Genomic DNA, 12,367 nt, shown 5'->3' on the forward strand with positions numbered 1-12,367 from the left:
GTGTTTAGCAGCAGTGCCGAAGGGGGACAGAGGCGGTATGGAAGTTATGCCGTCACCGCCGCGTGCCGTCCTGTTTGACCGGGACGGCACGCTGATTGTTGACGTGCCCTACAACGGGGACCCGGAACTGGTGCAGGCGGTGCCCGGGGCTGCCGATGTGCTGGCACGGCTGCGGCGGGACGGCATCCCGGTGGGTGTGGTGACCAACCAGTCCGGCATCGGCCGCGGGCTGCTCTCCGCCGGGCAGGTGGAAGCCGTCAACGCCGCCGTTGACGCCCTGCTGGGTCCGTTCGATGTGTGGGAGATCTGCCCGCACACCCCGGAACGCGGCTGCATCTGCCGCAAGCCCATGCCTGGAATGGTGCTGCGTGCCGCCCGGCGCCTGGGCCTGGACCCGGCTGAGGTGGCGGTGATCGGCGACATCGGCGCCGATGTCCAGGCGGCCGCGGCGGCCGGCGCCCGCGGCGTCCTGGTCCCCACAGCCGTCACGCGGCCCGCCGAAACCGCTGCAGCTGATCTGGTGGCCGCCGATTTGCGGAAAGCAGTGGACCTGTTGTGGGGCGGCGCGTGAGCCGCCGGGTCCTGGTGGCGAGGCTCGACGGCGCGGGCGACGTCCTGCTGGCCGGCCCCGCCGTCCGTGCGGTGGCGTCCGCGCCGGGGGTGGAGGCCGTGCTGCTGGTCGGCCCGGCGGGGACCCCGGCCGCCCGGCTGCTGCCCGGCGCCGCGCAGGTGCTGGAGTGGTCCTGCCCGTGGATCGTGAACCCCGCCCCGGAACCGTCGCCGGCGCACCTGGCAGCGCTGGTGGACATGGTCCGCGCTGCCGGAACCCGTGAGGCGGTGATCCTCACGTCCTTCCACCAGTCCCCGCTGCCCCTGGCGCTGGTGCTCCGAACCGCAGGGGTGCACACCATCACCGGTGCTTCCACCGACTACGCCGGTGCGCTCCTGGACCAGCGGCTGCGGCCCGGCGAGGATTTCCCCGAAGACCAGCCGGAACCGGAACGGAACCTTCGAATTGCCGCAGCCGCCGGTTTCCGGCTTCCGGCCGGTGACGACGGCAGGCTCCGGCTGGGTCCGCTGCCCGATGCAGGGCATCTGGCGGGCGATGACCCCTATGTGGTGGTGCATCCCGGCACCGCCGTCCCGGCGCGCGCCTGGCCTGCCCTGCACTACGCCGCCGCCGTCGAGCTCCTGACCGCTGCCGGCTACCGCGTGGTGGTGACCGGCGGCCCCGGCGAGAAGGCACTGACGGCCACGGTGGCGGGGGTGGCCGGGCTGGACCTCGGCGGCCGCACGGACCTGGCCTCGCTGGCCGGTGTGCTGGCCGGTGCCGACGCCGTGGTGGTGGGAAACACAGGCCCCGCACATTTGGCGGCGGCTGTTGGCACGCCGGTGGTCAGCCTCTTCGCCCCGGTGGTGCCCGCTGTCCGCTGGGCACCGTACCGGGTGCCGCTGGAACTGCTGGGCGACCAGCAGGGACCATGCCGGCTTTCCCGGGCCCGGACCTGCCCGGTGCCTGGGCACCCCTGCCTGTCCGGCGTCGCACCGGAACAGGTGGTGGAAGCCGTGCAGCGCCTGGTCCGCGGTGTTCCGTCCCTGGGCACGCGGCGGGAAACCCGGCACGGCGGCCTTCCGGCACACGTATCCGGGCACCGGAGAGCGGGGAAACCATGAAGATCCTGCTCTGGCATGTGCACGGAGGGTGGATGGAATCCTTTGTCCGCGGCTCCCATGAGTATCTGCTGCCGACCACACCCGCCCGGGACGGCTGGGGGCTGGGCCGCGGCGGCCGGGCCTGGCCGGCGTCCGCCGTCGAAGTGGCGCCCGAGCAGCTGCGCGGTCAACAGGTCGATGCGGTGGTGCTGCAGCGTCCGGAGGAACTTGTTGCCTGCGCCCGCCTGCTGGGCCGCCGGCCCGGCCAGGACCTGCCCGCGGTTTACCTGGAACACAACACCCCGCGCGGCGCGGTGCCGGAAACCCGGCATCCACTGGCCGGCCAAAACGCTATCCCCGTGGTGCACGTTACGCAGTTCAACCGGCTCTTCTGGGACACCGGCGACGCCCCGGTCCGGGTAATTGAGCACGGCATCCCCGACCCGGGGTACCTGTACACCGGAGACCGGCCGCACCTGGGTGTGGCGGTCAACGACCCCGTCCGCCGCGGAAGGATCACCGGCACGGACCTGCTGCCGGCCTTTGCCCGGGCCGCTCCCCTGGAAATCTTCGGCTTCGGCACCGGTCAACTGCCCGCCGCCTTGCAGCTGGACGGGGAGGGCAACCGGGACCGGCTGCTCCTCCGCGGAGATCTCCCCGCCGCCCGGATGCACGCCGAACTGGCCGGCTGCCGGGCCTACCTGCATCCGATGCGCTGGACCTCCCTGGGCCTGTCACTGCTCGAAGCCATGCACCTGGGCCTGCCCGTCCTGGTGCTGGCCACCACGGAGGCCAGCCGGGCGGTTCCGCCGGAGGCAGGGCTGGTCAGCAACAACCCCGAAGAACTCCTCGCGGCAGCACAGATGCTTCTGGCGGATCCGGAACACGCGCGCACCTGCGGGCTGGCAGCGCGTGAGGCGGCGCTGGCCCGTTACGGCCTGGCCCGGTTCCTGTCCGAGTGGGACAGGCTCCTTACCGACGTGGTCTCATACAAGCTTTCCGCCGCGCCGCAGCAGGCGCCGGCAGGACCGATAACGGCATCAACAGGAGGGGGACAACAGTGAGAATCTCAATGGTGTCCGAGCACGCTAGTCCGTTGGCTGCGCTGGGCGGCGTGGATGCCGGCGGGCAGAACGTCCATGTAGCCGCCCTTTCCGTGGCGCTGGCAGCCCGCGGGCACACCGTGCAGGTGTACACCCGGCGTGATGACCCCGGGCTGCCGGACCGGGTGCAGGTGCAGGACGGGCTGGAAGTAGTGCACGTGGCGGCCGGACCGGCACTGCCGCTGCCCAAGGATGACCTGCTGCCGTACATGGGACAGCTGGCCGAAGGCATGGTGGCGGACTGGGGAAACCAGCCGCCGGACGTGGTGCATTCACACTTCTGGATGTCCGGCCTGGCCGCGCTGGAGGCGGTCCAAAGCGCGGCCGACGACGGCGCCCGGGTACCGGTGCTGCACACCTTCCATGCGCTCGGGACGGTGAAGAAACGGCATCAGGGCGCGGAGGACACCAGCCCGCCGGAGCGGACCTGGCTGGAACCCTCGGTGGGCCGGCGGGCAGACCGGGTCCTGGCCACCTGCTCGGACGAGGTTTTTGAACTCAAGGCCATGGGCGTGCCGGGCAGCCGCATCTCCATTGCGCCGTGCGGTGTGGACCTGTCCCTGTTCAAGTCCCGCGGACCAGCCGAGCCCCGCGGCCGGCGGCACCGCATTGCCGCCGTCGGGCGTCTGGTGCCTCGCAAGGGCGTGGACCTGGCCATCCAGGCGCTGGGACTGCTGCAGGAGGCCGGCATGGCGGACGTGGAACTGCTCATTGTGGGCGGCTCAAGCGACTGTGCCGGGCTGGAATCGGATCCGGAGGCTCGCCGGTTGATGTCCCTGGCCCGCTCCCTGGGCGTGGCGGACCGGGTGCTGCTGCGCGGACAGGTTCCGCGCGAAGACATGCCGGCGGTGCTGCGCAGCGCGGACGCAGTGGTGTGCGCACCCTGGTATGAGCCGTTCGGCATCGTTCCGCTGGAGGCCATGGCCTGCGCAGTGCCGGTGGTGGCCACCGCGGTGGGCGGACTGATCGATACGGTGGTCCACGGCAAAACCGGGCTGCTCGTACCGCCGCGGGACCCGGCCGCCCTGGCCGCCGCGCTGGGCGAACTGCTGCAAAACCCCGGCTACGCCCGGCGGCTCGGCACCGCCGGCAGGCAACGTGCCTCCGCCCGGTACTCCTGGGACCGGGTGGCCCAGGAAACCGAAAAGGCCTATCAGTTGGCTCTGAGGGGAGTCCCCCGCGGCCAGGCCCGGCCGGCCCGGCTGCAGCCGACGGGAGGGCAGGCACTGTGAGTTTCGAACCGGCCACCGCGCCTCCGCCCGTGACCGATGCGGCGCACGGGGCGGTCCTGGCCCATCTGGCCGGCACCGGCCCCGCCCTGCTCTCCGTACAGCAGCAGGCCGGGCGGCTGGCCCAGTGGGGCGTGGAGCTTGCCGGGCGCCTGCTGGATGGACACCGGCTGCTGACCGCCGGCAACGGCGGTTCCGCCGCCGAGGCCCAGCACCTCAGCGCGGAACTGGTGGGCCGGTTCGACGGCGAGCGCCGGCCCTTTTCCGCCATCGCCCTGCACGCGGACACCTCCGCGGTCACGGCCATCGCCAACGACTACGGATTTGAACAGCTCTACGCCCGGCAGGTGACGGGCCACGGCCGCCCCGGCGACGTGCTGCTCCTGTTCTCCACCAGCGGCGCCAGCCCCAACCTGCTCGCCGCCGTGCAGGCCGCACGCCGTGCCGGGCTGCGCACATGGGCGCTGACCGGCCGGGGACCCAATCCCCTCGCCGCAGCGAGTGAGGAGGCGGTCACAGTGGATGCGCCGGCGGCCAACGCGCAGGAGGCCCATCTGGTGGCCCTGCATGCGCTGTGCCGGTCCTTTGACGCCGAGGTGCAACGGTGCACCCAACCCCAACAGCGCACCGCTGCAGGAGGAATGCCGTGAAAACGATTGTCGTAGTAGGCGACACCTTGCTGGACACGGACATAACCGGTTCCGCCCAGCGACTCTCCCCCGATGCCCCGGTGCCGGTGGTGGACGTCGCCGACGTCGGCCGCCGCGCCGGCGGAGCGGGCCTGGCGGCGCGGATGCTGGAGCGGGACGGGGTGCAGGTGCACCTGGTGACGGTGCTCTCCGATGACGGGGCCTCCGGGCTGCTGCGCACCGCGCTGGCCGGCATCCCCCTGACCAGCGGGCCGTCGGATGCTCCCACGCCGGTCAAGACCCGGATCCGGGCCGGCGCCCAGGCCGTGGTCCGCTTCGACGAAGGCTGCGCCCCGCCCCCCGTGCCGGCAGTGACCGCGCAGATGCTGGCGGCCGTGGCGGCTGCGGACGCCGTGCTGGTCTCGGACTACGGCCGCGGCCTGACTGCCAATCCCGCACTGCGGGAACTGCTCGGTGCCCTGGCTGGCCGGATCCCGGTGGTGTGGGATCCGCATCCGGCCGGAGCCGACCCGGTACCGGGGGTCGCTGCCGTCACACCGAATATGACGGAGGCACTGCAGGCTGCGGGAGAAACGCCGGGCGGTGTTCCGGCCGGGCTGCGCGCTGCGGAGCGGCTACTGGCGCGCTGGAGCAGCCGTTCCGTGGTGGTGACCATGGGCGCCCAGGGAGCCCTGGCGTTGCCGGCCGCCGGTCTGGCGCAGGTCCTGCCGGCGCCCCGGATCCGCGAGGATGACAGCTGCGGGGCCGGGGACCGGTTCGCGGCGTCGCTGGTTGTCCGGCTGCTCGACGGCGACGGGCTGGAAGCGGCGGTTGAAAGCGCCGTCGGCACCGCGGCGTCGTTCCTGGCTGCCGGCGGCGTGGCCGCCCTGGACCGGGAGGATACGCTGCCGGTGCTGGGCAGCGACGTCCCCGACGCCCTGGCCACTGCCGCACTGATCCGGGAACGCGGCGGAACCGTGGTGGCCACCGGCGGCTGCTTCGACCTGCTCCATGCCGGGCACGCGCGCACGCTGCTGGCTGCGCGGGGGCTGGGCGACTGCCTCATTGTGTGCCTGAACTCCGATGACTCGGTGCGGCGGCTCAAGGGCGAGGCACGCCCGATCATCGGTGCAGAAGACCGGGCGGAGCTGCTGCAGTCCCTGGAATGCGTGGACGGTGTGCTGGTTTTCGAGGAGGACACCCCGTCCGCCGTACTGGAACGGCTGCGCCCCGACATCTGGGTCAAGGGCGGGGACTACCGCGAGGATCAACTGCCCGAGGCCGAGCTGATCCGTTCCTGGGGCGGTGAGACCGTCACCGTCCCGTACCACCCGGCCCGCTCCACCACGGCGCTGGCCTCCGCCCTGGCCAAAGTCGGCTGACCGCGCCTTTCCGCCGTCCCCGTCCCGATTGAAAGGAACCGTCCATGTCTGTCTCCCCTTCCGCTGTCCCCGCCGTCCCCGCACCCGGCTCCGCGCTCGACGCCGCCGCCCCGCAGCCGGACCCTGCCCTCCGCGGCACCCCGGTACGCGCTGCAACCACCCTCCGCGTCCTGGTTACCGGCGGGGCCTCCGGCCTGGGCGCCGCCGTCACCGAAGCGGTGACCGCCGCCGGCGGCAGCGTGGTGGTGCTGGACCTCGACACCAGTTCCGTCACGGGTGCCAAGGCCCTGCAGGTGGACGTGGCGGACCGTGCCAGCGTGGAAGTGGCCGTCCGGGAAGCGGCGTTGATGCTTGGCGGGCTGGACGCTGTGGTCACCGCGGCCGGAATCGACCGCTGCGGCCAGCTCGAAGACGTTGCGGCCCGGGAGTGGGAGAAAGTCATCGGCGTGAACCTGCTCGGCACGGTGTCCGTGGTGCGTGCCGCCCTGCCGTACCTGATGGCGTCCCGCGGCCGGGTTGTCACCGTGGCTTCCACTCTGGGGCTCAAAGCCGTCTCGGATGCGACCGCGTACTGCGCCTCCAAGTTCGGGGTGGTCGGGTTTAGCCGGGCCCTGGCCGCCGAAACGGCCGGACGCGTGGGCGTCACCACCATGATTCCCGGCGGCATGAAGACCCGTTTCTTCGATGACCGCACCGAGCAGTACCGGCCGCAGGACGATTCCCGGCTCAATGACCCCGCCCGGGTGGCCGACGCCATCCTGTTCGCCCTCTCCCAGCCGACCGGCTGCGAAATCCGCGAAATGCTGATCTGCCACGAGGAGGAGGATTCCTGGCCCTGAGTCCCCGTCCGTTCAGGCCGGCATCGGCTTCGGCTTCGCGGCAGGCTGCACCTTTCGGCTGCGGGTCCGCACGGCGACACCGGCGCACAGGATCACCGCGAGCCCGCCGAGTACGGTGGCCCAGGTCAGTTTCTCGTGCAGCAGCAGCGCCGCCCAACAGATGGTCAGGACCGGCTGGACCAGCTGTACCTGGCTGACCTGCGCCATGGGGCCGATACCGAGCCCGCGGTACCAGGCGAAGAAGCCCAGGAACATGCTCACCACGCCCAGATAGGCGAAGGCTGCCCACTCGCCCGGGCCGGCGGCAGGCGGCCGGCTGAGTGCGGCGGCCACGGCCAGCCCGCCCATCACCGGTGCGGCCAGTACCAGTGCCCAGGAAATGGTCTGCCAGGCACCGAGCTCCCGGGTCAGGATGCCACCCTCCGCGTATCCCACTGCCCCGGCAATCACCGCAGCGAACAGCAGGAGGTCCGACGGGTGCAGGCCGGCCTGCCCGCCGCCCTGCACCGCAGCGAATCCTCCGGCTGCACCCGCTCCGACGGCTGCCAGCAGCCAGAACCTCCGCGGCGGCCGCTCCCCCGTGCGCAGGACCGCCACGGTGGCGGTGGCCGCCGGCAGCAGCGCGACGACGACGGCGCCGTGGCTGGCGGGAGCAGTGGCGAGCGCAAAGGACGTCAGCAGCGGGAACCCGGCCACCACGCCGCCTGCCACCAGTGCCAGACGTGCCCACTGGGTTCCCCGCGGCAGCCGCTGCCGCGTTGCGGCCAGTACTGCGGCGGCCAGAACCGCGGCAACCACGGCCCGCGCCGATCCGGCGAAGAGCGGGGACATTCCGCCGCCCGCCACCGCAATGCGCGTGAACGGGAGGGTGAAGGAGAAGGCTGCGACTCCCAGCAGGCCCCACCAGAGCCCGCTGCGGGCACTGGGTAGCACTGTTGGGACAGCGAGAGTAGCGCTATTATGTGGCTTCATGGCCGATAGTAGCAGTGCCGACCGGATCGTGGCAGACCTGCGCACCTGGATTTCCTCAGCCGCTCCGGGAGCCCAATTGCCGCCGAGCCGGACACTCGTGGCGCGGTACGGCGTCAGCCCGGTGACGGTGCAGCGGGCGCTTCGAACGCTCTCCTCGCTGGGGCTGGTGGAGGGCCGGCCGGGCGCGGGCACCTTTGTCCGTGCCCGCACGGTGGCCCGGGTGCAGGACTACGGCTGGCAGACCGCCGCCCTGGGTGCTCCGCGCAGCATGCCCACCCTTTCCGCCGCCATGCGCGCTGCGCCTGATGACGTGATTGCCCTGCACTCGGGCTATCCGGACGCGGAGCTGCTGCCCGGCCAGCTGGTGCGGGCAGCCTTTGCCCGTGCCACGCGCAGCGACACTGTGCTCTCCCGCCCCCCTGCCGCCGGCCTGCCCGACCTCCGTGCCTGGTTCGCCGCTGAACTGTGGGCGGGCGCACCGGCGGACATCGCCCCGCCGGCAGCAGCCGACGTCGTGGTCCTGCCGGGCAGCCAGGGTGGACTCAGTGCCGCGTTCCGCGCCCTCGTCGGACCCGGCAGGCCGCTGCTCATCGAATCACCCACCTATTGGGGTGCACTCCTTGCGGCGGCACAGGCCGGGGTGCAGGTGGTTCCGGTTCCCAGCGGAAGCGACGGCCCGGATCCGGAGGAGCTGTCCCGCGCCTTTGCGCAGACCGGTGCGCGGGCGTTTTATGCCCAGCCCGCCTTCGCCAACCCCACCGGGGCCTACTGGTCCCGGCAGCGGGCGGACCAGGTGCTGGCCACCGTTCGTCGGCACGGCGCCTTCCTGATCGAGGATGACTGGGCCCATGACTTCGGCATTGCGGCAGATCCGGAGCCCCTGGCGGCCCGGGACGACGGCGGGCACGTGGTTTATCTGCGGTCCCTCACCAAAAGCGTTTCCCCGGCGGTGCGGGTGGCGGCCGTCATCGCGCGCGGACCGGCACGGGAACGGCTGCTGTCAGATGTGCAGGCCTCGTCCACCTACGTAAGCGGTGTCCTGCAGTCGGTGGCGCTCGACGTCGTCACGCAGCCCGCCTGGCGGACGCACCGGCGCCACCTGCGCGGCCAGCTGGCCGCGCGGCGGGACCTGTTGCTGGAAGCGCTGCGTGAGCATGCCCCGCTGGCCCGGGTCGAGGCGGTCCCCAAGGGCGGGCTGAACCTGTGGGTGCGGTTGCCGGATAACACCGATCCGGCCGTGGTGGCCCGGGACTGTGAAGCGGCCGGCGTCCGCGTTGCTCCAGGCAACGAGTGGTTTCCCGCCGAACAGGCCGGCGCCTATCTGCGGCTGAATTACTCCGGACCCAATCCGGGGGCTTTCGGTGAGGGGGCGCGGATTATCGGCCGGGTCCTTGAGGACCACCGGGGGCGCTGAGGCGCTGGGACCCGGGCCGTGCGCCCGTCCAGCCTTGGGGCTCAGGCGGCGGCACCAAGAGTTCGAAACCCCGCAATGCCGTCGCCACCGTTTCCACCGGGGATCTGTCACCGTCGGAGAAGGCCCAGACAGCCAAAGCCTCCATGATGCCGGCCTGCACCGCCGTTGCGAGCACCCTGGGGCGCAGCGCATCCGCGGGTTCACCCAGCCTCCGGGCGATGACTTCCACCAGCTGCCGGTGCCACAACTGGTACATCTGCGATGAGGCGGCCTGCAGCTCCCTGGTGGTGACAATCAGCTGGATGCGCTGGCGGCCGTCCGCATACTCGTCGCCAAACGCCGCGGCCACGGCCGCAATGATCTGTTCCATCAACGGCAGACCGGCGTCGGCCGATTCAAACCCTTCCCGCAGTGCGTCAAAGGTTTGGTCCACGGCGCCCCATACAATGTCTGCCTTCGCCGGAAAGTGGCGGTGCAGGGTCCGGACGCTGACCCCCACCTCGGCGGCGATGCCGCCCACCGTCACATTTTCGTAGCCGTCCCGGAGTACGACGCCGAAAGCGCGGGCGCGCAGTTCGGCCTCCTCCACCGCGGGGGGACGGCCCGGTGCTCGTCTGGTCATCCACCCACGGTAAGCCCTTGTTCCGCGTTGCGGGGTTATGGCAGACTCTGCCGAAATACGGTTGCCGACAAGGAGGTCGTTATGCCCGAGGGCGAGCAGTTTGACGTGATTGTGGTGGGGTACGGAGATGCCGGGGCGGCAGCGGCCATCGAAGCGGCGGATAACGGAGCGCGTGTGCTCGTCCTGGACCGCTCCTACGGGGGCGGCGCCAGTGCCTTGTCGGGCGGGGTGGTCTATGCCGGAGGCGGCACCCGCCAGCAGCGCGAGGCCGGTTATGACGACACCGTGGAGAACCTGTACAACTACCTTCGGCAGGAATCCGGCGACAGCGTGGACGACGAGACCCTCCGCCGCTTTTGCGCGGAGAGCCCGGGGACCATCACCTGGCTCGAACAGCAGGGAGCGGTCTTCGGCAGCAGCGTTCCGGACTACAAGACGTCCTACCCCACGGACCGGCACTACCTCTATTTCTCCGGCAACGAGAAGGCCCATCCCTATAAGCTCCACGCCGAACCGGCTCCGCGCGGACACCGTGCCGTGGCCAAAGGGCTGGCTTCCGGCAAGGTGCTGTGGACCGCCCTCGCCTCATCCGCCCGCCGCAAGGGCGTCACTTTCGTTCCGCTGGCCCAGGTGCATGACCTGATCATCGAGGACGGTGCCGTGGTGGGAGTGAAGTACCGCGTCCTGGACCGGAACCATGCAAACGCCGCAGAACACGCCCGGCTGACCCGCCTCACCGGCAAGATCGGCAACTGGGCACCCGGATTGGTCAAGGGACCGGTGGCGAAGATCAAGCGTCTCTGGGAGGAGGGCGCGGTGGACCGGGAAGCGCGTGCAAGCGCGGTGGTTCTCGCCGCCGGAGGCTTTATCTACAACGAAGAATGGCTCCAGCGCCACGCTCCCGAGTTCACCGGTATTTCCCCGCTGGGGACCCCGGCTGACGACGGTACGGGAATCCGGCTGGGCATGGACGCGGGCGGCACCACAGCCAAAATGGGCAACGTCACGGCCTGGCGCTTCCTTTCACCCCCGAGCGCCTTTATCGAGGGTGTGACCGTAGGCCTCAACGGCCGCCGGATCAAGAATGAAGACTTGTACGGAGCCACCCACGGCAACACGCTCATGCGCGAATTCGGCGGCAAGGGCTGGGCGGTGTATGACTCCGTCACCTGGAAAAAGGCACAGGGCCAGGTCCGTTCCCAAACCCAGATTTTCCAGCGGCTTCAAGTGGCCTTCCTGCTCACTATCGGTCACAAAAAAGCGGGCACACTGGCGGAACTGGCCATGAAAATCGGCGTAGACGCCACCGGGCTCCAGCGGACCGTAGATGCCTACAACCACGGCATCGCCGCCGGCACCGGGGATCCGGCGCACAAGGACCCCGCCTTGTCCGTTCCGCTGCTCAAGGCACCGTTCTATGCCTACAACATCTCCGTGGACGCTTCCCCGTTCTATCCGATTCCCGGTTTGACGCTGGGCGGACTGGTCGTGGACGGCGAGTCCGGTCTGGTGCAGCGGCAGGACGGCACACTGATTCCCGGGCTCTACGCCGCCGGCCGCAACGCCGTTGGTGTCTGCTCCGAAAGCTATGTCAGCGGCCTGTCGCTGGCCGACTGTATTTTCAGTGGCCGCCGCGCCGGTCGGCACGCCATGTCTGCACGGGAGGCCAAGGAGCTGGACGCAGATATGGCCTAGGGGACGGACGGGTGCTGCCCGCCGCCGCCGTCCCGGTTTCCAACTGCTGCGCTGATATCCGCCGCTTCGGGCTCCCAGCGCAGCAGGTCCCCGGGCTGGCACTCGAGGACCTCGCAGAGCGCGGCCAGGGTGGTGAAACGCACCGCCTTGGCCCGCCCGTTCTTCAGCACGGCGAGATTGGCGGGGGTAATGCCAATCCGCTCGGCGAGGGTGCCCACGGCCATCTTGCGCCGAGCCAGCATCACGTCAATATCCACGACGATCGGCATCAGATCACCCCGCCGAGTTCGGTGCGCAAATGGTGCGCCTCCGCCGCAGTGGCAACGGCTGAAGCCAGCAGCGCCCGCATCACCAGCACGAGCAGGGCGCCGGCCGCAACGGTCACCCCCATGCCGCCAATCAACAGCACGACGCCGGGTGCCACCCCTTCGCCCGGCGCCAGTACTGCTCCCAACGCGAACAGCAGCAGGGCAGCGACGGACACCGCGCCGATAATCACATCCACATAGCGGAAGGCTGCCGAGGAGAACACAGTCCCCCGGCGCACCATGGTCAGCAGCCGCCACACACAGACCAGGCAGACCTGGAAGGCCAGGATGCCCAGCACCACGATGATGAGCACGGGCACACGAACCGCTTCAGCACCCGCCTCGGCCAAGTCGGTGCCGAACAGCGGCACCATTACTGCCTCGACAAACAGGGTGCCGAGAAATACCAGCACCAGCACTATCCGTAACGCCAGGATGGTTGCTTTTCCCATCACGCTCTCCCTGCCGAACCCCGTCGATTGAAGGACAGTCAATACTTATCGATAATCGAGAGGTCCCGC

General features: G+C 70.5%; 13 protein-coding genes. 9 read left to right on the plus strand and 4 right to left on the minus strand.

What is annotated here, in order from left to right; all coding sequences use genetic code 11:
* The first annotated feature begins 37 nt into the window (after positions 1 to 37).
* The 7 genes from LJ754_RS05455 to LJ754_RS05485 are packed head-to-tail and all read left to right on the plus strand — an operon-like array spanning position 38 to position 6,835.
* Positions 38 to 571 carry a D-glycero-alpha-D-manno-heptose-1,7-bisphosphate 7-phosphatase gene (locus LJ754_RS05455; protein ID WP_227912209.1) on the plus strand — a complete coding sequence of 178 codons (534 nt, stop codon included), beginning with the start codon at positions 38 to 40 and terminating at the stop codon, positions 569 to 571.
* Positions 556 to 1,674 (plus strand): glycosyltransferase family 9 protein, encoded by a 1,119-nt coding sequence (locus LJ754_RS05460; protein ID WP_227925867.1) that lies wholly within the window; start codon positions 556 to 558, stop codon positions 1,672 to 1,674. Before LJ754_RS05455 ends, LJ754_RS05460 begins: the two co-directional genes overlap by 16 nt.
* On the plus strand, positions 1,671 to 2,717 hold the full coding sequence (locus LJ754_RS05465) for a glycosyltransferase (protein ID WP_227925868.1): 1,047 nt from the start codon (positions 1,671 to 1,673) through the stop codon (positions 2,715 to 2,717). The genes LJ754_RS05460 and LJ754_RS05465 overlap by 4 nt, the downstream gene beginning before the upstream one ends.
* Positions 2,714 to 3,988, plus strand: a complete 1,275-nt coding sequence (locus LJ754_RS05470) for a glycosyltransferase (protein ID WP_227912212.1) — start codon at positions 2,714 to 2,716, stop codon at positions 3,986 to 3,988. Before LJ754_RS05465 ends, LJ754_RS05470 begins: the two co-directional genes overlap by 4 nt.
* Positions 3,985 to 4,635 carry a D-sedoheptulose-7-phosphate isomerase gene (locus tag LJ754_RS05475; protein WP_442860310.1) on the plus strand — a complete coding sequence of 217 codons (651 nt, stop codon included), beginning with the start codon at positions 3,985 to 3,987 and terminating at the stop codon, positions 4,633 to 4,635. Before LJ754_RS05470 ends, LJ754_RS05475 begins: the two co-directional genes overlap by 4 nt.
* The gene (locus tag LJ754_RS05480) at positions 4,632 to 5,996 is read left to right on the plus strand and encodes a PfkB family carbohydrate kinase (RefSeq protein ID WP_227925869.1); all 1,365 of its coding nucleotides are present in this window, start codon (positions 4,632 to 4,634) and stop codon (positions 5,994 to 5,996) included. Before LJ754_RS05475 ends, LJ754_RS05480 begins: the two co-directional genes overlap by 4 nt.
* 44 nt (positions 5,997 to 6,040) lie before the next feature.
* Positions 6,041 to 6,835, plus strand: coding sequence for an SDR family oxidoreductase (locus LJ754_RS05485; protein WP_227925870.1), 795 nt, complete (start codon positions 6,041 to 6,043; stop codon positions 6,833 to 6,835).
* Positions 6,836 to 6,847: 12 nt separating this feature from the next.
* Here the strand turns inward: LJ754_RS05485 and LJ754_RS05490 are convergent, their stop codons facing one another.
* Positions 6,848 to 7,807 carry a DMT family transporter gene (locus tag LJ754_RS05490; protein ID WP_227925871.1) on the minus strand — a complete coding sequence of 320 codons (960 nt, stop codon included), beginning with the start codon at positions 7,805 to 7,807 and terminating at the stop codon, positions 6,848 to 6,850.
* Between LJ754_RS05490 and LJ754_RS05495 the strand changes: the two genes are divergently transcribed.
* Positions 7,806 to 9,221 (plus strand): aminotransferase-like domain-containing protein, encoded by a 1,416-nt coding sequence (locus LJ754_RS05495; RefSeq protein WP_227925872.1) that lies wholly within the window; start codon positions 7,806 to 7,808, stop codon positions 9,219 to 9,221. The two genes, LJ754_RS05490 and LJ754_RS05495, sit on opposite strands and share 2 nt — an antisense overlap.
* Here LJ754_RS05495 and LJ754_RS05500 read toward each other — a convergent pair.
* Complete coding sequence (locus tag LJ754_RS05500) at positions 9,184 to 9,843, minus strand: acyl-CoA-like ligand-binding transcription factor (RefSeq protein WP_227912220.1); 660 nt, start codon at positions 9,841 to 9,843, stop codon at positions 9,184 to 9,186. The two genes, LJ754_RS05495 and LJ754_RS05500, sit on opposite strands and share 38 nt — an antisense overlap.
* Before the next feature lie 81 nt (positions 9,844 to 9,924).
* On the opposite strand from LJ754_RS05500, the gene LJ754_RS05505 reads away from it, so the two are divergent.
* Complete coding sequence (locus LJ754_RS05505) at positions 9,925 to 11,538, plus strand: FAD-binding protein (protein WP_227925873.1); 1,614 nt, start codon at positions 9,925 to 9,927, stop codon at positions 11,536 to 11,538.
* Here the strand turns inward: LJ754_RS05505 and LJ754_RS05510 are convergent.
* Both LJ754_RS05510 and LJ754_RS05515 read right to left on the minus strand, forming a co-directional pair.
* Complete coding sequence (locus tag LJ754_RS05510) at positions 11,535 to 11,807, minus strand: helix-turn-helix domain-containing protein (RefSeq protein ID WP_227925874.1); 273 nt, start codon at positions 11,805 to 11,807, stop codon at positions 11,535 to 11,537. The genes LJ754_RS05505 and LJ754_RS05510 overlap by 4 nt on opposite strands.
* Positions 11,807 to 12,298, minus strand: a complete 492-nt coding sequence (locus tag LJ754_RS05515) for a DUF2975 domain-containing protein (protein ID WP_227925875.1) — start codon at positions 12,296 to 12,298, stop codon at positions 11,807 to 11,809. Before LJ754_RS05515 ends, LJ754_RS05510 begins: the two co-directional genes overlap by 1 nt.
* Positions 12,299 to 12,367 lie beyond the last annotated feature (69 nt).

This window comes from Arthrobacter sp. zg-Y40 (genome assembly GCF_020731535.1).
In the GTDB taxonomy this organism is placed as follows: domain Bacteria; phylum Actinomycetota; class Actinomycetes; order Actinomycetales; family Micrococcaceae; genus Arthrobacter_B.